The sequence below is a fragment of the Exiguobacterium sp. E17S genome (assembly GCF_057772545.1).
The window spans coordinates 1,555,850-1,574,527 of the sequence record NZ_JBYLRU010000001.1 but is presented as its reverse complement, the minus strand read 5'-3'; the positions used below and the strand labels follow the sequence as shown (position 1 = coordinate 1,574,527).

At 49.6% G+C, this 18,678-nt stretch carries 23 protein-coding genes; 17 read left to right on the top strand and 6 right to left on the bottom strand.

The genetic code is table 11. The features are described from left to right. Positions 1-25 precede the first annotated feature (25 nt). From AC3B4V_RS08160 to chrA, 3 genes are all read left to right on the top strand, one after another. Positions 26-1,069, top strand: a complete 1,044-nt coding sequence (locus AC3B4V_RS08160; protein WP_029342543.1) for a glycosyltransferase family 4 protein — start codon at positions 26-28, stop codon at positions 1,067-1,069. Positions 1,070-1,131: 62 nt separating this feature from the next. Beyond that, the gene (locus AC3B4V_RS08155; protein WP_488378108.1) at positions 1,132-2,235 is read left to right on the top strand and encodes a DUF418 domain-containing protein; all 1,104 of its coding nucleotides are present in this window, start codon (positions 1,132-1,134) and stop codon (positions 2,233-2,235) included. A 52-nt stretch (positions 2,236-2,287) separates the two neighbouring features. Then, positions 2,288-3,439, top strand: coding sequence for a chromate efflux transporter (gene chrA, locus AC3B4V_RS08150; protein WP_488378107.1), 1,152 nt, complete (start codon positions 2,288-2,290; stop codon positions 3,437-3,439). Between the two features lie 62 nt (positions 3,440-3,501). Here the strand turns inward: chrA and AC3B4V_RS08145 are convergent, their stop codons facing one another. From AC3B4V_RS08145 to AC3B4V_RS08135, 3 genes are all read right to left on the bottom strand, one after another. Beyond that, a complete protein-coding gene (locus AC3B4V_RS08145) occupies positions 3,502-3,918 on the bottom strand; it encodes a GNAT family N-acetyltransferase (RefSeq protein WP_488378106.1) in 417 nt (138 codons plus the stop codon). After that, complete coding sequence (locus AC3B4V_RS08140) at positions 3,893-4,858, bottom strand: LCP family protein (RefSeq protein WP_353049752.1); 966 nt, start codon at positions 4,856-4,858, stop codon at positions 3,893-3,895. The genes AC3B4V_RS08145 and AC3B4V_RS08140 overlap by 26 nt, the downstream gene beginning before the upstream one ends. Positions 4,859-4,993: 135 nt before the next feature. After that, the gene (locus tag AC3B4V_RS08135; protein WP_488378105.1) at positions 4,994-5,635 is read right to left on the bottom strand and encodes a YigZ family protein; all 642 of its coding nucleotides are present in this window, start codon (positions 5,633-5,635) and stop codon (positions 4,994-4,996) included. A 111-nt stretch (positions 5,636-5,746) separates the two neighbouring features. Here AC3B4V_RS08135 and AC3B4V_RS08130 point away from each other — a divergent pair, with 111 nt between their 5' ends. From AC3B4V_RS08130 to AC3B4V_RS08065, 14 genes are all read left to right on the top strand, one after another. Beyond that, positions 5,747-6,907 (top strand): sensor histidine kinase, encoded by a 1,161-nt coding sequence (locus tag AC3B4V_RS08130; protein ID WP_230088503.1) that lies wholly within the window; start codon positions 5,747-5,749, stop codon positions 6,905-6,907. Beyond that, complete coding sequence (locus AC3B4V_RS08125; protein WP_029342537.1) at positions 6,904-7,596, top strand: response regulator; 693 nt, start codon at positions 6,904-6,906, stop codon at positions 7,594-7,596. The genes AC3B4V_RS08130 and AC3B4V_RS08125 overlap by 4 nt, the downstream gene beginning before the upstream one ends. Positions 7,597-7,730: 134 nt before the next feature. Then, positions 7,731-8,579: a DegV family protein gene (locus AC3B4V_RS08120; protein ID WP_488378104.1), complete on the top strand. Its 849-nt coding sequence runs from the start codon at positions 7,731-7,733 to the stop codon at positions 8,577-8,579. Positions 8,580-8,808: 229 nt separating this feature from the next. Further along, positions 8,809-10,017 (top strand): helicase-related protein, encoded by a 1,209-nt coding sequence (locus tag AC3B4V_RS08115; protein WP_488378103.1) that lies wholly within the window; start codon positions 8,809-8,811, stop codon positions 10,015-10,017. 233 nt (positions 10,018-10,250) lie between these two features. Further along, positions 10,251-10,655, top strand: a complete 405-nt coding sequence (locus AC3B4V_RS08110; RefSeq protein WP_230088504.1) for a ComF family protein — start codon at positions 10,251-10,253, stop codon at positions 10,653-10,655. Between the two features lie 42 nt (positions 10,656-10,697). Further along, entirely contained in the window at positions 10,698-11,078 is a 381-nt protein-coding gene (locus AC3B4V_RS08105) for a hypothetical protein (protein WP_029342533.1), read from the top strand. A gap of 36 nt (positions 11,079-11,114) precedes the next feature. After that, the gene (flgM, locus tag AC3B4V_RS08100; protein ID WP_047393186.1) at positions 11,115-11,363 is read left to right on the top strand and encodes a flagellar biosynthesis anti-sigma factor FlgM; all 249 of its coding nucleotides are present in this window, start codon (positions 11,115-11,117) and stop codon (positions 11,361-11,363) included. A gap of 96 nt (positions 11,364-11,459) precedes the next feature. Beyond that, the gene (locus tag AC3B4V_RS08095) at positions 11,460-11,867 is read left to right on the top strand and encodes a flagellar protein FlgN (RefSeq protein WP_488378102.1); all 408 of its coding nucleotides are present in this window, start codon (positions 11,460-11,462) and stop codon (positions 11,865-11,867) included. 12 nt (positions 11,868-11,879) lie between these two features. Further along, positions 11,880-13,406 carry a flagellar hook-associated protein FlgK gene (gene flgK / locus AC3B4V_RS08090; protein ID WP_488378101.1) on the top strand — a complete coding sequence of 509 codons (1,527 nt, stop codon included), beginning with the start codon at positions 11,880-11,882 and terminating at the stop codon, positions 13,404-13,406. A 7-nt stretch (positions 13,407-13,413) separates the two neighbouring features. Continuing rightward, positions 13,414-14,352: a flagellar hook-associated protein FlgL gene (gene flgL / locus AC3B4V_RS08085; RefSeq protein WP_488378100.1), complete on the top strand. Its 939-nt coding sequence runs from the start codon at positions 13,414-13,416 to the stop codon at positions 14,350-14,352. 13 nt (positions 14,353-14,365) lie between these two features. Beyond that, the gene (locus AC3B4V_RS08080; RefSeq protein ID WP_488378099.1) at positions 14,366-14,944 is read left to right on the top strand and encodes a DUF6470 family protein; all 579 of its coding nucleotides are present in this window, start codon (positions 14,366-14,368) and stop codon (positions 14,942-14,944) included. A gap of 4 nt (positions 14,945-14,948) precedes the next feature. Then, positions 14,949-15,389: a flagellar assembly protein FliW gene (fliW, locus tag AC3B4V_RS08075; RefSeq protein ID WP_058705009.1), complete on the top strand. Its 441-nt coding sequence runs from the start codon at positions 14,949-14,951 to the stop codon at positions 15,387-15,389. Next, complete coding sequence (gene csrA, locus AC3B4V_RS08070; RefSeq protein WP_029342527.1) at positions 15,389-15,613, top strand: carbon storage regulator CsrA; 225 nt, start codon at positions 15,389-15,391, stop codon at positions 15,611-15,613. The genes fliW and csrA overlap by 1 nt, the downstream gene beginning before the upstream one ends. Positions 15,614-15,807: 194 nt before the next feature. After that, positions 15,808-16,632 (top strand): squalene/phytoene synthase family protein, encoded by an 825-nt coding sequence (locus tag AC3B4V_RS08065; RefSeq protein ID WP_029342526.1) that lies wholly within the window; start codon positions 15,808-15,810, stop codon positions 16,630-16,632. 50 nt (positions 16,633-16,682) lie between these two features. Here the strand turns inward: AC3B4V_RS08065 and AC3B4V_RS08060 are convergent, their stop codons facing one another. From AC3B4V_RS08060 to AC3B4V_RS08050, 3 genes are read right to left on the bottom strand one after another with little or no spacing between them, the layout of a single operon-like run. Then, the gene (locus tag AC3B4V_RS08060) at positions 16,683-16,850 is read right to left on the bottom strand and encodes a hypothetical protein (protein ID WP_223040779.1); all 168 of its coding nucleotides are present in this window, start codon (positions 16,848-16,850) and stop codon (positions 16,683-16,685) included. A gap of 15 nt (positions 16,851-16,865) precedes the next feature. Beyond that, entirely contained in the window at positions 16,866-17,762 is an 897-nt protein-coding gene (locus AC3B4V_RS08055; RefSeq protein ID WP_488378098.1) for an alpha/beta hydrolase, read from the bottom strand. Positions 17,763-17,785: 23 nt separating this feature from the next. Next, positions 17,786-18,667 carry a YitT family protein gene (locus tag AC3B4V_RS08050; protein WP_294747993.1) on the bottom strand — a complete coding sequence of 294 codons (882 nt, stop codon included), beginning with the start codon at positions 18,665-18,667 and terminating at the stop codon, positions 17,786-17,788. Between the last annotated feature and the right edge of the window lie 11 nt (positions 18,668-18,678).

Here is an 18,678-nt window from a genome sequence, read left to right as displayed (position 1 = left end):
ATTCGCGCAGGAGCGTGATGTTACTATGTTATGGACTGCGTCCATCGTCTGTTTTATCGCCGCCTTACTGATCACACCCGTCGTGAAACGCTTTGCGATTGCAGTCGGTGCCGTTGACAGTCCGGACGCGCGAAAAGTACACGTCCGAATCATGCCGCGACTTGGCGGATTAGCGATCTATATCGCCTTCATGATCGGTTATTTCATCTTACAACCTTCGAGTCCGTATGCGACGCACATTTTAGTCGGTGGATTCGTTATCATTTTGACCGGTGCACTGGATGATCGATTCCAACTCAATGCTCGTTTGAAGCTGATGGGGCAAATCGTTGCTGCCGTCATCGTCCTAAACGGTGGGATCCGGATCGAGTTCATCAATCTACCGTTCGACCAGCAGTTATATCTCGGATGGTGGAGCGTTCCGTTGACATTCCTTTGGGTCATCGGGATCACGAATGCCGTCAACTTGATTGATGGATTAGACGGATTAGCAGCTGGTGTCTCGAGTATCGTCTTGTTGACATTGATTAGTCTTGCCGTCATTCAAGGAAACGTCTACGTGACGATCGTCGCGATTCTCTTATTGATGAGTACGTTCGGTTTTCTGTTTCATAACTTCTACCCAGCGAAGATTTTCATGGGTGATACCGGTGCCTTGTTCCTCGGCTATATGCTCGGTGTGTTATCACTCCTTGGATTCAAGAACGTGACGTTGTTCTCGCTTGCCGTTCCGGTCATTTTGCTTGGGATCCCGATTTCCGACACGTTGTTTGCGATCGTTCGACGGGTATTGCAAGGAAAACCACCATTTGCGCCGGATAAGGCCCATCTGCATCACCGATTGCTTGATCTCGGCTTTACGATGCGCCAAGCCGTGCTCGTCATCTATGGACTCTGTGCCATCTTCGGAATGACGGCGATTCTGTTCTCGCAGACGAATTCGATCGGTGCCCTCGTCTCACTCGTCATGTTATTGCTCGTTCTTGACATTCTCGTCGAGTCGCTCGGTTTGCTTGGCGAACGTTATCGACCATTGTTGAATTTGTTGGAACGTTTTACATCGAAATAACGTATATCAAAAAAGACCGCTCATCCGTGTGAGCGGTCTTTTTTCAGAAAGGGAGTGTTGGAATGAATCAATCATTGAATCAACGCATCGTCTATTTGGATGTGTTGCGTGGTTTTGCATTATGCGGGATTTTATTCGTCAACATGCCGAGTTTTCTCGGTGATCGACCGAATGCGATGATGGGGGAGATGGATCAATCGATTCGTCTCATTTTCGATCTCTTCATCCAGACGAAATTCTATACCCTGTTTAGTGTTCTTTTTGGAGCCGGTTTTTATCTGTTCATCAATCGGTTGCGACAACGTGGTCTACCGATGACGATCTTCGCAAGGCGTCTCGGAATTCTGCTCATCATGGGTCTTTTGCACCTGCTCGTCTGGCAGGGAGATATTTTACATACGTATGCGTTGACGGGCTTCATTTTGTTATTGTTCGCCAAAACAAAGCCGGTCACGAAACTCTTGTTTGCGATAGCATTTCAAATCTATGCCATTCTGCTCTATCTACTTATTTTCTTTGGGGCTCGTCAATTTGGCGACGCTCCCGTCGTCGAGCTGGATAAGACACTTCAGTCGTTCGTCGCATCGCGCGATCTTCTCGGATTTTTATCGCATCACGCGACAGTTCAATTACCGGAAGCCCTCATGAATTCCGGTGTCATTTGGCCAGAAATTCTATCCCTGTTCTTGATCGGAGCTTATTTGATGGAACGCTTCAGCGCAGCACCCCCGACGAATCGTTTCCTGTGGTGGACGCTTGGAATTAGTTTACTACTGACACTTCCGTCATTCGCTGGAATCATACAAGCACATGCTGATGTACCAGACGGATCAATCAATTTATTTTACGTCTGGCTCTCAGGACGCACGCTTGCAATCACCTATGCTTGTGCCGTCGCGCTACTCGTTCGTGCTGGGCGCATGCAATGGTTTGCTGGACTGGGACGGATGGCATTGACGAATTATTTGATGCATACAGTCGTCTTTACCGTGTTCGTTTTCTTCAGTGGACAACATGGAACGACACCGTTATGGCAAGGACTGTTACTCGTTTTCCTACTTTTGATCGCACAAGGTGTTGCTTCAAACAGATATCTCCAGTCTCATCCACAAGGTCCCATGGAGAAATTGTGGCGAAAAGGGACTTATGGAAAGAAAAGTCGTTGAAGTTCACAAGAACTTAACATCTTTTGTGTAGAATGAAAGATGGAGGTGAAACATGCATCGTTTAATTGAAATCTTTCTTGTATCATTTAAGCTCGGATTGACGTCATTCGGCGGTCCGGTCGCCCATCTCGGATATTTTTATGAGGAATATGTCAAACGGAAAAAATGGATTGATGAGAAAGCCTATGCTGACTTAGTTGCACTCTGTCAATTCCTACCGGGTCCCGCTTCGAGTCAGGTCGGAATGGGAATCGGTTTGATCCGTGGAGGTGTAGCAGGGGCAATCATTTCCTTCGTTGGCTTTACGTTGCCGTCGAGTATCGCTTTGATTCTATTCGCGATTCTTGCGACACAATTCGATGTCGCGGAAGCCGGATTCATTCATGGCTTGAAACTCGTCGCTGTCGCAATCGTTGCTGACGCCGTCCTTGGCATGGGAATGAAACTTGCGACAGGCGTCAAACGGATGACGTTGATGCTACTAGCGCTAGCAGGGGTACTGTTGATCGCACATCCACTGGCGCAAGTCGGTGTCTTGTTGCTCGCAGGTCTTCTTGCGTTCTTCTGGTTTAAAGAAGAGACGGAGACGGGTGGATCCTTGTCGATTCGCGTACCACGTCTACTTAGCATCACAGCACTCGTCTTATTCTTCGTCTTACTTGCTGTCACACCGTTTCTCGCGCAATCTGCGACGGGAACCGTCCAACTGACGAGTATCATGTACAGTGCTGGTGCCCTTGTCTTTGGTGGCGGACATGTCGTCTTGCCATTCCTTGAGCAGACACTCGTACCTGGGCTGATGAACACGGATACGTTCCTTGCTGGTTACGCTGCTGCACAGGCGGTACCGGGTCCACTCTTTACGTTCGCGACGTATCTCGGTACGATCGTCTCTGGTATTTCTGGAGGGATTCTTGCGACGCTCGCCATCTTTCTGCCAGGATTCCTACTCGTCATCGGTGTTTTACCGTACTGGGATCGTATTCGGAAGAATCAAGCAGTCGGACGCATGTTGATTGGCGTCAATGCTGCCGTCGTCGGTATCTTGCTTGCCGCTCTTTATGATCCAATCTTTACTTCAAGCATCAAGAGTGGTCTTGATTTCTTGATTGCCTTCGGTTTGTTCTGTTTACTTCGTTTTTATAAACAGTCGCCGTTACGAATCGTGTTAATCGGAGCCGCTCTCGGATTTCTTTTCTTTTAAAGCGCACAAATAAGCAGCAGACATTGGTCTGCTGCTTATTTGTTTTCGCTTATACCGCTTCATCAGAGTCGAGTCAAAAAGACAAGTTCGATCCCACTACGCCACTCGCGCCGGACTTCTGAAAAGCCGAAACGATTGTAGAGCGACAGCGCTGGCAGATTACGTGCACCGGTCATGACGTGTCTTGTCTGATGTCGCTCCATCACGTGATGCAGTAAGGACTGTGCAATTCCTTGACGGAAGTATGCCGGATCCACGACGAGTCGAGTGATCGTCCCGTCAGCAATCGTGACAGCACCAACAATGTCGTCATCAATGACGTAAACGAAACCGATTGGCGCTTCAACGTCAATCTCATCGATCGTTTCGCGTAAGGGCGGGAAATCAGTCGCATTGAGTAATGCGGCTTCTATCTGATAAGCGCGACGTTGTACTTCCAGTAGTGACGCATGATCAGTTGCTTGGAGTGAACGAATCATCTGCAGCCTCCGACGTGATGCTGTCTGTCGTCTCATCAATTGGCAAATTGAGTTGTTCCTTCAATGTTGTCTTCGCGTCAGCCAATGAAGTTTGATCAAGCTGGTAGTAATAGACCCCGTTAATTTTCGTGTCCGTTCCTTTAAGGTCGATCCGGTTGATGGAACCGATTTTTTTGATGAACGGTTGCAGTTGGAACGCTTCCGTCAACGACATGTTCGTCCGGAAATTGTCTCCCGTCGCGTCCATCAGCGTATTTAGTTTGGTGATTGAACCGAACGATGTCGACTGATCAACGATGGCTTCGACGATCTGTTGTTGACGTTTTGTTCGACCAATATCTCCTTCAGGATCTTGATAACGCATTCGGGCATAGGCGAGTGCTTCCTCGCCGTTCAACGTCTGTTGACCCGGTTCCAATTTAACGCCATTGCGCTTATCGGATGAGTCGAGTGTATCGATCGGTAACTTGACATCGACATCGATGCCGCCTAATGCGTCGACGATCGCGACGACACCATTGAAGTTGATCGATGCATAATAATCGATTGGAATATCGAGCAACGTCTCGACCGTTTCAATCGTTGAATCGATGCCACCAAAGGCATAAGAGTGATTGATTTTATCCTCGTAACCGACAGAAGGGATCTCGACGAGTGAATCACGGGGAATGCTGACCATATCAACGGTTTGATCGTCCTTGTTGAATGTCGCGACAATCATTGTATCAGCACGGGATGAGGTGTCGCCAGGTCGTTCATCCGTCCCGACGAGCAGAACGGAAAAGTGATCTTTCGTCAAATCAATGGCTGCTTCTCGTTTCTCGGACTTGTCACCGCGCGCTAAATCGACATTCGCATCGTTTGCAGTCTGGAACGTCTTATACGCGACGTAAGCGAAGGTCGCACCTCCACCGACGAGCACGACCAGAAAACTGATCACGAACACCTTGAACCACGAACGTTTTTTCTTTATCTTTTTTTTATTACTGCGGGTTCGCTCTTCCACCTTTATTAACTCCTAACTTTAACTGAATTTTTAAAAAACTTTAAAATTCTTTACAATCAGTATAGCAGGTCAGGAAATAATGTCACGTTCGAGGTAACGAGTAGAGCCGCTTGACAAATTGGCTTGACCGTTCGTCATGTTTGTCATCCAGTCGAGAAAATCGGGGACATCGGCTGTCTTGACGAGGACGTCGATCTGGACTTGATCGAGGTAATGGATCTGATCAATCGGATGAACACTCGCTCGTAATTCGTTCTCAAGCTTTCCGACCCATGTGTAGTCGACATTGACAGAAACGACGGTATGCTCGATTCGTTCGACGACACCGACTGCGTTCAATGCTTCAGAGACACTCGAACCATATGCACGAATCAATCCACCACCACCGAGCTTGATGCCGCCGAAATACCGTGTCACGACGACGACCGTATCGCGTAAGTCACGCTTCTTCAAGACTTCGAGCATCGGAACACCAGCTGTTCCGCTCGGTTCACCGTCATCATTCGCTTTTTGAATCTCATTACGCTCACCGATGACGTAGGCGGAGCAATTGTGGTTCGCATCGTGATGTTTTTTTTTCAGCTCGGAAATGAACGCCTGGGCTTGTTCTTCCGTCGTTGCGCGAGCTAAATAAGTGATGAATCGTGACTTTTGGATAATGATTTCGTGGAAACCGTTTTCTTTTACTGTATAATAATTAGATAATGTCATAATCAAAAATGTCCTCCTCGTTAACTAGTTCTTTCTAGCATAACGACGTTCCAAGAGAGAGACAACCGTAGACGACTGGCAAGGAATGGAGGGAATACCATGACGAATGAGATGAGGGAGCGGCTATCCTTGAATGATATCGTACAGAACATCATCGGCGTCGTAGAAGAGAGTCGGGAAGAAATCGTCCGGATCACGGAAAGTTCTCGCGAACAATATGCCGAAATCCAGCAAGAACTGCGCGACCTGAAAATTCGGGTGCACGACTATATAAAAGAAGCAGAACGACTCGAACGCCATATCAAGGATGCGAAGGCGCGACTCGTCGTCGTCAGTAAGAACTTCGACAGCTACTCGGAACAGGATGTCCGGTCGGCCTACGAGACAGCGAACGCGTTACAACTCGAATCGTTCATCAATCAACGAGATGAGATGAATTGCCGAAAGCGCCGCGATGAGCTCGAACGCCGACTGATTCAGCTCGATGAGACGATTGAACGGGCAGATCAATTGATTGGACGTGTCTCGGTCGTCCTCAACTTCTTGACGGACGATATGCAGATGATGAATGAAAAATATGAAAAGGCGATGCAAAAACAGGAGATGGGTCTAAAAGTCTTCCAGTCCGCCGAAAATGAACGCCGCCGCTTGTCGCGCGACATGCACGATGGTCCGGCGCAGACGCTTGCCCACGTTTTGATTCGGGCTGATTTGATTGAAAAGATTCACCAGCATAATGGGGCAGAGGCAGCTTTTGAAGAGATTCACCGTTTACGGACGTTGATTCGGGATGGGCTTGCCGATATCCGCCGTATCATATACGATTTACGTCCGATGACGCTTGACGATCTCGGATTCGTTCCAACGCTCGAGCGTTATCTTCGCCATATTCAAGAAATTTCGAATATTCCGGTTCACTTCAATTATCTAGGAGGCGGTGAACGGATCGATTCGACGTATGAAGTTGCCGTCTTCCGAATCGTCCAAGAAGCCGTCCAAAATGCAGTTAAGCATTCCAAAGCGAGTGACATTCGTATTATCATAGAACAATATCAACATTCCGTACGAATCCACGTGAAGGATAATGGCGTTGGATTTGATTTCGATTCCATCGTCGCATCATGCGACGAGTCATTCGGACTCGTAGGTATGCGTGAACGGATCGAATTGATCGATGGTGAATTCGATATCGAGACGCAGCCCGGAAAAGGTACGGTCATCAAGGTCAAGATTCCAATCGAGGAATCCGAAGCGAGAGGGGAAACACTGTGAACAACGAGCAAGTGAAAGTAGTCATCGTCGACGATCATCAGTTATTCCGCGAAGGCGTTAAACGAATTCTTGATTTCGAAGAAGAGTTCGTCGTCGTAGCGGAAGGGGAAAGCGGAGCAGAAGTCATCTCGCTCGTCGAAACCCATCAACCGGATATCGTCTTAATGGATATCAACATGCCGCAAGTCAACGGTGTTGAAGCAACAAAACGTCTGATGGAAGTCTATCCGGACGTTCGTGTCATCATCTTATCGATTCATGATGATGAGACGTATGTCATGCACGCCCTGGGTGCCGGTGCAGTCGGTTATCTCTTAAAGGAAATGGCAACGGACGAACTCGTCAATGCGATTCGTTCCGTGTACCGCGAAGGTGGATACGTCCATCCGAAAGTCACACCGAACTTATTGCAGGAATACCGTCGTTTGATGAAGATGAAACAAACGATGGCGTCACAACCTGTTGAAAAACGAGTCGCGGAAGCACCACTCCACGTCTTGACGCGTCGCGAATGTGAAGTCTTGCAATTGTTAGCGGACGGTTTCTCGAACCGTGCGATCAGCGATACGTTGTACATCAGTGAAAAGACGGTCAAGAACCACGTTTCATCGATCCTCCGGAAGATGAATGTGCCGGACCGGACCGGTGCTGTCGTCGAATCCATCCGTCGTGGATGGGTCGTCGTTTAATATCTCGAAAGACAGGAGCTCCCGCTTCCGTCTTTCTTTTTTTATCCAGTAAAAAATGCTACACTTAAAAGCGATTGTGGCGTGTCACATTTGGCAGCGTCACGACGGAACTATAAAAGCGAGGAAATTCACGGATGAGCCAGATTGTGATCTTAACGGATAGCACAGCCTATCTGCCAACTACCTATTGTGAAGAACATCAAGTGCACATCGCACCACTTAGTGTCATCTTCGACGGTGACGCCTACCGGGAAGGGTTTGATATCTCGGTAGCGGAATTTTATGAACGCATCCAGACGGGCAGTCTCCCGACGACCTCACAACCGAACATCGGTGATCTCGTGTCGTCGTTCGAGCAGTTGCCAGAAGGAACGGATATCATTGGTATTACACTATCAAGTGGGATCAGCGGAACGTACCAAGCGTTACATACGATCAACATGATGGTGGATCATGTCAACGTCCATCCAGTCGATTCACGTATTTCCTGTATGCCGCAAGCGTTTCTCGTCCAAGAAGCCGTTCGTTTGCGAGATGCAGGAGCGACGGCAGAGACGATCGTCCAGCGTCTTGAGACGTTAAAGGAACAGATTCGTGCTTATTTCGTCGTCGACGATCTCGAACACCTCCAGCGTGGAGGACGTTTAAGTGTCGCGCAAGCATTCGTCGGCTCGTTCCTGAAAATCAAGCCGGTCCTTCATTTCGTTGATGGAAAAATCGTTCCGTTTGAAAAGATTCGAACGTTTAAGCGGGCAGTCAATCGGATTGAGGAAATGATGAAGGAAGATATTCGCGGTGATGGTACCGGTTATGTCATCGGTGTTATCCATGCCGAGGATTCTGCGAAAGCAGAAGCAGAGATTGCTGAACTGAAGGCACTTTTCCCGCAGGCACGCATCGAGATGAGTGTCTTTGGACCCGTCATCGGTACACACCTCGGACCAGGGGCAATCGGTGTCACATGGTATCACGCAGCAGAATAAGATAAGAGCGGAAGCAGTAGGGATTCTCTTCATGAGGATACCTGCTGCTTTTGTTTTGTCAAAATCCTCAAAAATCATGGATGACTATATGGAAACGCTTGTTGAAACCGTAACGTATGACGTTACCTCGAATTCTGCGAGTCAAAAGCTCAAGTTGAGTAGTGGAACGCTCACAAGGAAATGACGGACGTCCGCGAGAAAGAGACGAAACAGAAAAGGAGAGATGACGATGGATCTTCGAGGACGACTCGTACCTGTTGAATGGATCGACGCACCACAAGTGACATACCGATTCAGACCAGCCGTGACATGGCGTTGCCAACGATGTGGCGCGCTTCCAGTGCGAGGAGACTGTACATGTGGTAAAGCCTGTTATTATTGTCGGAAATGTCTCGCTTACGGCAAACTACGAAGCTGTGGACGACTCGTGACGGATCAGCGGGCACTTGATCCGGTGACACCGGCACAACATGGACCATTGACGTTGACGCCGGCACAACTTCGAATCGCTCAAGCGATCCAGCGAACGGTTCTAACTAATAAACGGCTTCTCGTCCATGCCGTATGTGGTGCCGGGAAGACACCGATGCTTTTCCCGGGAATCGCAGACTCTCTCGCCAGCGGACGCCGTGTGCTTGTTGCTGCACCACGGGCAGACGTCGTCCGGGAATTGACGGGACATTTGAAGCGGGCATTCGCTGACGCTTCCATCGTCTCCTTGTACGGTGGTTCATCGGACCGTCTTGAGCTGGGGGACATCACGGTCAGTACGACACATCAACTGATTCATTACCGGAATTGTTTCGACGTTGTCATTTTGGATGAGGTCGATGCGTTTCCGTACCGGCTCGATCGGACGTTACATCGATACGTCAAGCGCGCGATGACGAAAGATGCTGCGCTGATTTTATTGAGTGCAACGCCTTCGTTTTGGCATCGACGGTTTCCGACGGTTCGGCTGATGCGACGCTATCATGGCTATCCGTTGCCAGTTCCAAAGCTCGTCGTACCGTATAGCGAACAGATCGTGTTCGATTGGTTGGCGCGTCATAGCACTGTACCCCGGATCGTCTTCGTCTCACGGATCGCGGAGCTCGAGCGATGGCAAAACCGATTCGCGACAGCGGGCTACGACGTCGAGACCGTCCATGCTGCAGACTCGGAACGAGTCGAGAAGGTCCAGCGTTTTCGACAGTCGACAGGAATCTTACTGACGACAACGATTCTTGAGCGGGGGGTGACGATCGAAAACGTTCAAGTCGCGATTCTGGATGCTGATCAAGGTTTCAGCACGGCAGCCCTGATTCAAATCAGCGGACGAGTCGGACGATCGTCGGCATACCCGGATGGTGACATTTTATTTTGCGCCAATGACCGGAGTGATGCGATGTACGAAGCGATCTATCACATCAAGAAAGCAAACGCTGTGCAACCATGAATCGATGTCTATTCTGTCAAGAGGTCTATTTACCTAGTTGGGAACTCGGAAATCTCTGGACTAGGCAAGTGACCTGTCCGACCTGTAAAATAAAGTTTGTAAAAAGAGGGGAATGCGTCGATTGCGGAAAGCCGGGTCCAGTGTGCTGTTCAGACTGCGCAGAATGGCGAAGACAAGGGCTGACGCTCCAAACAGCACCTCTTTATCTATACAATGATGCAGCGAAGGAGTTCATGCATCGCTTCAAGTTTCTCGGTGATAGTGCGTTGCTTGAGATGTTTACCGATGACTTGAAGAAGGTAAAAATCAAGCAAGCAGTTCTTGTGCCGATTCCGTTAAGCGCGGAACGTCTCTCAGACCGCCGTTTCAATCAAGCGGAGCTGATCGCACGTCGGATGCGCGGAAAGATCGTTCCGTGTTTAAGTCGTTTGGATGGTCCAGAACAAAGTAAGGCAGGGCGACAAGCGCGACTTGCGCGTAGCAATCCGTTTTGCGTAACGAGTGACGTCAAAGGGAAGAACATCGTACTTGTCGATGATGTCTATACGACAGGTGCGACGCTTCGCCAAGCGATGTTTCGACTCAAGGAAGCGGGAGCAAAAGAAATTTCTGCTGTAACTTTATTTCGAAGTGTTTAAGAAAGCAACATTCCTGCCGATACTCTATGTGAGGTGAAGGAAATGGATGTCATCAATTGTAAATCTTGCGGGAAGTTAGTCGTGCGTCAATCTTCAGAACTGTGTATTGATTGCATACGAAAGGATCATACGGATTTTGAGAAGGTACGCGAATTTCTGCGAGAACGACGAAAAATCCGGACTTCACCTAAAGATGTCGAGATCGGAACGGGTGTTAGTCGAGATACCGTCTTCCGTTACATCAAGGAAGGGCGCTTATTGATCTCCGAGATTTCCCAGATGGAAATCATGTGTGAGAGTTGCGGGAAGCCCTCCCGTGAAGGCACGATTTGTGCCGCATGTCGTGATCGTTTACGACGTGACCTCGCCCAGGCGATGCTTGACTCTTCTGACTCTTCGAAACCAAGGACGTATCGGACTTGAACTAAGAATCTTGTAGTCTAGAAAGCAGGTGTTCACATGCGAATTGATTCTACGAAATGGGTGAACATGCCCAAAACGTACGAAAGAACTCAATCAGTAGAAGGAACAAAAAACCAACGTACGAATCGTCCGGACGAAGTCAGTATCTCTACAGAAGCGCGTGCGCGTTTCAACGAGACACAGTCGTCACGGACTGAAAAGATTGAATCCCTCAAACAGGCGATCCAGGATGGAACCTATAAACCGGATGCGAAAAAAATCGCGGAACGTTTCTTGAACCTGTAAGTTGGACATCGTAGACAATGGAGGCGACTCGGGGCACGGATGCGCGGGTCGTTTTTTATATGAATGGAACCTTTTCAATTCGGAAGGAGAAACCGAATGCAACTCATCAATCAACTCAACGAGGCGCATGCTCATTTACTTGCGCTCGCAGAAGAAAAGAAGCAGGTCTTGATTGCAAATGACATGCGTCGTTTGTCTGAAATCGTCAAAGAAGAACCGGTACATATCAAGCGGATCGAAGCACTAGAACAAGAACGGCTCGCACTGATGGGGAGTGTGACGATGACGGAATGGATCGCGACGCATCCGGAAGATGTCGACTCACTCCGAACGTTGTTGCAGACGATCGGTCAGCTGCGACAGCTCAACACACTAAACGCGGAGTTGCTAGAGCAATCCCTGCAGTATTTGGATTGGCATCTCCAACTCTTGATTCCAGAAGCGGATGACTTCACATACGGACAGTCCGCACTAAACCAGACACACTTCAATCGAAACGCGTAAGGAGGAATACGGATGGGATCGACTTTCATGGGGCTTGAGACAGGACGTCGGGCATTAACGACGAACCAGTGGGCTCTGCAATCGACTGGAAATAACATTGCGAACGCCGGCACGGAAGGATTCTCTCGTCAGCGTCTCGTCATGGGAACGACGGAACAACTTTCGATTTCACTTGGATCTGGACGAAATGGACAAGTCGGAACCGGGGTCCGCGGAGAAATGCTTGAGCGGATTCGCGACGTCATGCTCGATAAGCAGTACCGGGATGAAGTGACGAAGGTGTCCTACTACGGCACGAAACAAGCGGCATTCGGACGGATGGAAGATATCATCAACGAACCGTCGGAAACGGGTCTTTCAAAAGCATTCGATGGGTTCTGGGAATCACTCCAGACTTTGTCGACGAACCCGCAAGATTCAGGTGCACGCAGTGTCGTTCGTCAAAAAGCGGAGACTCTCACGCAGACCTTCAATTACATGGCGAAAGCAATCAATCAAGTCAAAGCGGACTTAAAGAGTGAAGTCGAGGTCTCGACGAAAAAAGTCAACGACCTCTTACAAAAAATCCATAACATCAATACGGAAATCCATGTCGTCGAACCGCTTGGTGCTTTGCCGAACGCACTCTACGATGAACGAGATCGTTACTTCGATGAGCTTGCTCAATATGTCGATTTCGAAAAAGTGACAGTAGATGCTCAGGCGATCGAAACAGGACAGATGGGGAATGCGTTGCGCAATGCGGAAGGGCGCATCGACGTCAACATCAAGTTTCCGAACGGGGATAAGCTGCTTGCTGTCGACTCCGATTTACCGAAAGCGGGCACGCTGACGTTCACGACGAACGACCAGGGACTGTACACCGGCTTTAAGTCTGAGACACAAACCTATACGTTTGATCAGCTCGGTGGCTTCTCAACAGGACGTTTATCAGGACTAATCGAGATGTACGGGCAAGAGCGAGACGGAAAAGCCGTCGGGGAATACGTCAAGATGGAAAGCCAACTCAATGAGATGGCAAAGACATTCGCGAACGCCTTTAACGCTGCGCATGCGACGAACTTGAAGAAAGATGGTACAGCGGGATCAAACGCCTTCTTCGCATCAACAAGCGGTGACATCACGGCAGCAACGATTTCTGTCGGTTCGGACATCAAGGCGAGTCTTGATAACATTGCGACGTCAACGGACGGCAACATCGGGGATAGTCAAGGGGCATTGAATCTAGCGAAGATGAAGACAGCGAGCATCGAATTCACGGAGTCGAAAACGACGACGACGATCGGCTCGTTCTATCAAAACGTCATCGGCGATATGGCGGTCTCGACCGATCAGGTCGGACGCCTTGGTAAGAGTGCTGCTGTCTTAATGGAAAGTGCGGATCAGCGCCGCATGTCGATGTCTGCCGTCTCGATCGATGAAGAGATGACGATGATGATTCAATATCAACACGCTTATAATGCAGCAGCACGAAATATTACGACCGTCGATGAGATGCTTGATAAAATCATCAACGGTATGGGACTCGTAGGACGGTGATGAATAGATGAGAGTAACACAAACGATGTTGACGAAAACGAATATCGGGCACTTATCTTCAAGCTATCAGCGCTTGAGCACGCTTCAGGAACAATTGATCAGTGGGAAGAAGATTCAACGTCCGTCTGAGGATCCAGTCGTTGCAATGCAAGGCGTGCGTTACCGGACGGAAGTACGAGAAGTCGAACAGTTCAAGAAAAATGCCAGCGAAGCAACGGGCTGGATGGACTTGACGGATTCTGCCCTTAACGAAGTCACATCAGCGATGAGTCGGATTCGTGAGTTGACGACACAAGCGGCGACGGATACGTACGATGCAACACAACGTAAAGCGATCCAGAGCGAAGTCGGTCAATTGATTGAACACATTGGGACGCTCGCGAATACGAAATACAATGAAAAAGGCATCTTCAACGGAACGAAGACGGATACGGCATTCATCTCGATGGACGGATTGCGTGATTACTTAGCGAGTACAACTGGTCCTGTTGACGGTGTCTTCACGGATGGTGATCCGACAGGTAAGGAGACGGAATCCATCAAATATGAAGTTTCTTCTGGTATCGAAGTCCAAGTTAACATTTCACCACTCAGCGTCTTCGGACCGGAAACGTTCCAAACGTTGAAAAAAGTCTATGATGCACTCGGAACGAACGCTGATAACAACGGGGCTACCTTATCCGGGATGTTGAAAGATATCGATGAGATGGTCAACGGAACGGTCGAGACACGTGCTGATCTCGGGGCACGGGTCAACCGGATGGATTTGAACACATCACGGCTCGAGGATCAGGAAATCATCGCGAAGACGGTCATGTCGGATAACGAAGACATTGAGGCGGAAAAAGTCATCATGGAGCTGAAGTCATACGAGACGTTACACCGCGCAGCACTCAGCGCCGGGGCACGAATCATTCAGCCGACATTACTCGATTTCTTACGATAAGGGGGGAAGGCAGATGAATCTTCCGCATCTTGAAATACGTCAGACGGCGGCACGAATCGGGATGAACATCACGCGTCCGCAAATCGAGCAGAAGCAGACACCTGCCTCCCTGTCGATCGAACAACCACGTGGGGAACTATCGATTGAAACCGTCGCGGCACGCCTTGAGATCGATTCGACGCAAGCCTGGATCGAGATGGGGCGCGTTCCTGCGCTCGAATCCGTTCGGCAGTATGCTACTTATGGACGACAAAAAGGGCAGGAAGCTGTCGCGAAACGATCCTCTGAAGGCGATCAACTGATGCGGATCGAGCAGGGCGGTGGAACTGTCGCGCGGATTGCGAAAGCCAATGATACACCACCTGCTGAAGTAACGACCCTCGGATTCATTCCGCGGAGCCTCGATCGAGTCAAGACGACCTATACACCGGCTGAGGTACGATTAAGTTATACTGCGAATCGTCCGAAGATCGATGTTGAAACGCATCGACCGGAACTGACCGTAAAAGAAGGTCAGGTCGACATTTATCTACAAGAACAAAATCAACTGAATATGTGGCCGGTTGGCGGCATATTCGATGAGGAAGGATAACGACATGCAGATCGAAACGGATTTTTTTGGAACCATCACGATTGACGAGACGGAAATCATCACCTTCGCGTCTGAATTACCAGGTTTTCCGGAAGCAAAACGCTTCATCTTGCTCCCGTTCGGAGAAGGCGTTCCGTTCTGGTCGTTTCAATCGATTGATCAGCCGGAGTGTGCCTTCGTTGTGACGAACCCATTCTGGATTGATCCGGAATATGTTTTCGAGTTACCAGAGGCAGCAAAAGAGCAACTCGGAATCGAGGATACGGCGCAAGTCGCTGTCTATACGACGGTCACATTACGGGATCCGTTCACGACGTCGACGACGAACTTACGAGCACCTTTCGTCATGGAGACGAAACAACGGCTCGCGAAACAAATCATCCTAGACGATACATACGCGAATCGTCATCTGATTGGTAGTCTGACGGAAGTAGGTGGTCGCTGATGCTCGTACTGAAACGAAAGACGGGAGAAGCGATTCAAATCGGTGACGACATCGAACTGACGATTCTTGCAATCGAAGGCGATCAAATCAAGATTGGTATCAAGGCGCCACGGCAAGTCGATATCCACCGGAAGGAAGTCTACTTGTCGATCCAAGAAGAGAACACGGAAGCGTCCCGTAGTACTGGATTGATCGGACAACTCTTGAAACAACAGGAAAAATGATTCCATTTGAATGTCATCGGAACGTATCTTTTTAACGAACGAGGCACTTCAAACGAGGACGAAAAGACTCCCTTTGCCCGAATGTGCTGCAAGGGGAGTCTTTCTTATCATGAAACAAATGCTGAAACGCGTTGAATCGTGTATAGTAATGAAGAGAAAAGAAACCTTTTGAGCCAAAGAGGGAGTTGTCAGGAATGAATGAGACGAAGCAGCTGAAAAAAGACGCGAACCGTGTATTAAAAGCGACGAGTCGCACCTTCTATATCCCGATTAGTCGACTATCGCAAGACTTACAGGAAGCGGTCGGTGCTGCTTATCTATGCATGCGTGCCATCGATGAGATTGAAGACCACGAGGACTTGGCGACGGACGTCAAGACGATGTTACTTCGCGAGACAGCGTTATTGATGCGGGGCACGTTCTCCGCTACGACCTATCTCGAGTTGATTGCGCCTTATACGGCGCATCTACCGGAAGTAACACTCCGTCTACCGGAGTGGATCGCCTATTGTCCGGCCGCGATTCGTCCGAAGGTCCTCGATTCGACGGCGGAGATGGCAGAAGGGATGGCGGTCTGGGCAGAGCGTGACTGGACGGTCGAGACGGAAGCAGATCTTGACGAGTATACGTATTATGTCGCCGGACTTGTCGGTGTCATGTTATCCGACATTTGGTACTGGAAGGCTGGTATCGTCACTGATAAACAGCAAGCGATCGGATTTGGTCGTGGTTTACAAGCCGTCAACATCCTGCGGAACCAACAGGAGGATGCGGAGCGTGGTGTCGGTTACTTCCCACCTGGTTGGACGACGGATACGATGTTTGCTTATGCGCGTGAGAATCTCGCAGAAGCCGATGCCTACCTTGCGTCCATTCCGAAGGAGACGACGATTTATGAGTTCTGTCACATTCCACTTGCACTCGCACATGGGACGCTCGATGCCCTTGCAAAAGGGAAAGAGAAACTCAGTCGTCCGGAAGTCTTGAAGATTGTCGGCGCTGCCGTACTAAAACGATAAGCACACACAACAGCCGCTCGTTTCCGTCAAGGAAGCGGGCGGCTGTTCGTTTAACGTAATAAGTAAAGGGCTAGTCCGATCAGAGCAGAGCCGGTCCAAATCAAGACAATCGTTCGTCCGTACGGTAAACGATAGCCGGCACGGCGGGAGACGAGCAGTCCGATTGTCATAACTGTCAGTGCGACGAAAAAGGTCAGGAACAACGATAACTGTTGCATGTCAATCTCCTTTCATCAGTGCAGATCTGACAAGTACGTCATGACTTTCTCTTCATACGCTTTTCGGTCGTGCGCATACGATTGGACGTGTCCACCGTTTTCCGTCACGTAGAGCTCGGAGCGCGGCGCCGCCTTTTGAATCTTCATGCTTTCCGTGACCGGAATCGCATCGTCGTCCTTCCCGTGGATCAACAGGACCGGATACTCGATTCGTCGAACCGCTTCAATCGGCTTGACGCGTTCTGGATTAAGACCCGTCAGAGGTGGCGTGATCTCCAGAATGATCGGGGTGAACGGGAAGTTCGGTAATCCGCTCCAGACAGGCAGGTTCGTTGCGAGATAGTTCTCGAGATCGCTAAACGGGCTGTCGGCGATGACACCGACGACGTCCGCCTTTGGAGCGGTTACGAGTGATGTTGCAGCGCCCATCGAGATACCGTAGAGGACGACTGGTTTAGAAGATCGCGACTTCGCGTAGCGAACGGCCGTCAGCAAATCATCTTGTTCCTTTGCACCGACTGTGACACGTTTTCCGTCCGATTCACCGGATCCTCGGAAATCAAACGTCAGGACGTTATAGCCCGCGTCGTGGAACTTCTTGAATAACGGGAAGACCGGAACATCTTCTTGTTCCCGGTTCTTGCCGTAACCGTGGGCGAAGACGACTGTCAGTTTGGCGTCCTCGCTAGGCATCCACCAGCCGGACAAACGTGTCCGGTCTTTATAGGAGCGGAAGGTGACGTCTTCATAGTCGAGTCCTTCCGCTTTCTTTGGTGTCGTCGTCAAGGCTTCCCGTTCCGGTTGCGTCAACGAGGAGCCGACATAACCGGAAATTCCGATGACGACGATGACAGCAAGCGTCACGATGACGATCACGCCACCGATGATTTTCTTACGATGTTTTTTCCACACCCGTGTTCCTTCCTTTCGTTCGGTTAATGGATATCTTTTTTCTTGAAGCGACCGCCATGGACATCATGGATGTTGCCGATCGCAATGAAGGCTTCCTCATCGAAGTCACGGACGATGTCTTTGAGTTTTGATTCCTCGAGGCGACTGATGACGCAAAAGATGACTTTTTTACCGTCGCCGGTGAAGGCACCTTCTCCGTTTAAGTACGTCATGCTTCGACCGAGTCGATCCATGATTGCAAGACCGATCTCTTCGTAATTCTCCGAAATGATCCAGACACTCTTCGACTGATCGAGTCCGTCGATGACGACATCAATCGTCTTGAAGGCAACGAAATAGGTGATCAACGAGTACATCGCCCGGTCCCAACCGAAGACGAAGCCAGCGGCGCCGAGGATGAAGACGTTGAAGAACATCACGATCTCACCGACTGAAAACGGCGTCGAGCGGCTGAAGGAGACAGCGAGAATCTCGGTTCCGTCGAGTGATCCACTCGAGCGGATGACGATGCCAACGCCGATTCCGAGAATCAAGCCACCGAAGACGGTCGCGAGCAAATCCACGCTCGTCAGCGGACCGATGTGTTCGAGGAGTTTCGTTGCGATCGCCATGACGAAGATCGCATATAACGTCGACAGGGCGAACGTCTTTCCGATTTGTTTGTAGCCAAAGAAGATGAATGGAATGTTCAAGAAGAACAGCCATAAGGCGAGCGTCGTATCGGTCACTTTTGAGCCGATGATCGAAATCCCAACGATTCCGCCATCGATGATGTTATTTGGAACAAGGAATCCTTTCAGTCCAAGCGCGAAGATGATGGCACCGATCGTCAGCATCAACAATCGTCGAAAAAGCTGACCTTTCGTAGAGCGGCGATGATGTTTCGTAGGTAGTGGTGACTGCATGCCATTCCTCC

Bases quoted from the DNA above. Each gene is read 5' to 3' on its own strand.
- AC3B4V_RS08160 (WP_029342543.1), top strand. From the start codon at position 26: ATGTTATGGACTGCGTCCATCGTCTGTTTTATCGCCGCCTTACTGATC.
- AC3B4V_RS08155 (WP_488378108.1), top strand. From the start codon at position 1,132: ATGAATCAATCATTGAATCAACGCATCGTCTATTTGGATGTGTTGCGT.
- chrA (WP_488378107.1), top strand. From the start codon at position 2,288: ATGCATCGTTTAATTGAAATCTTTCTTGTATCATTTAAGCTCGGATTG.
- AC3B4V_RS08145 (WP_488378106.1), bottom strand. From the start codon at position 3,918: ATGATTCGTTCACTCCAAGCAACTGATCATGCGTCACTACTGGAAGTA.
- AC3B4V_RS08135 (WP_488378105.1), bottom strand. From the start codon at position 5,635: ATGACATTATCTAATTATTATACAGTAAAAGAAAACGGTTTCCACGAA.
- AC3B4V_RS08130 (WP_230088503.1), top strand. From the start codon at position 5,747: ATGAGGGAGCGGCTATCCTTGAATGATATCGTACAGAACATCATCGGC.
- AC3B4V_RS08120 (WP_488378104.1), top strand. From the start codon at position 7,731: ATGAGCCAGATTGTGATCTTAACGGATAGCACAGCCTATCTGCCAACT.
- AC3B4V_RS08115 (WP_488378103.1), top strand. From the start codon at position 8,809: ATGGATCTTCGAGGACGACTCGTACCTGTTGAATGGATCGACGCACCA.
- AC3B4V_RS08110 (WP_230088504.1), top strand. From the start codon at position 10,251: ATGCATCGCTTCAAGTTTCTCGGTGATAGTGCGTTGCTTGAGATGTTT.
- AC3B4V_RS08105 (WP_029342533.1), top strand. From the start codon at position 10,698: ATGGATGTCATCAATTGTAAATCTTGCGGGAAGTTAGTCGTGCGTCAA.
- flgM (WP_047393186.1), top strand. From the start codon at position 11,115: ATGCGAATTGATTCTACGAAATGGGTGAACATGCCCAAAACGTACGAA.
- AC3B4V_RS08095 (WP_488378102.1), top strand. From the start codon at position 11,460: ATGCAACTCATCAATCAACTCAACGAGGCGCATGCTCATTTACTTGCG.
- flgK (WP_488378101.1), top strand. From the start codon at position 11,880: ATGGGATCGACTTTCATGGGGCTTGAGACAGGACGTCGGGCATTAACG.
- flgL (WP_488378100.1), top strand. From the start codon at position 13,414: ATGAGAGTAACACAAACGATGTTGACGAAAACGAATATCGGGCACTTA.
- AC3B4V_RS08080 (WP_488378099.1), top strand. From the start codon at position 14,366: ATGAATCTTCCGCATCTTGAAATACGTCAGACGGCGGCACGAATCGGG.
- fliW (WP_058705009.1), top strand. From the start codon at position 14,949: ATGCAGATCGAAACGGATTTTTTTGGAACCATCACGATTGACGAGACG.
- csrA (WP_029342527.1), top strand. From the start codon at position 15,389: ATGCTCGTACTGAAACGAAAGACGGGAGAAGCGATTCAAATCGGTGAC.
- AC3B4V_RS08065 (WP_029342526.1), top strand. From the start codon at position 15,808: ATGAATGAGACGAAGCAGCTGAAAAAAGACGCGAACCGTGTATTAAAA.
- AC3B4V_RS08060 (WP_223040779.1), bottom strand. From the start codon at position 16,850: ATGCAACAGTTATCGTTGTTCCTGACCTTTTTCGTCGCACTGACAGTT.
- AC3B4V_RS08050 (WP_294747993.1), bottom strand. From the start codon at position 18,667: ATGCAGTCACCACTACCTACGAAACATCATCGCCGCTCTACGAAAGGT.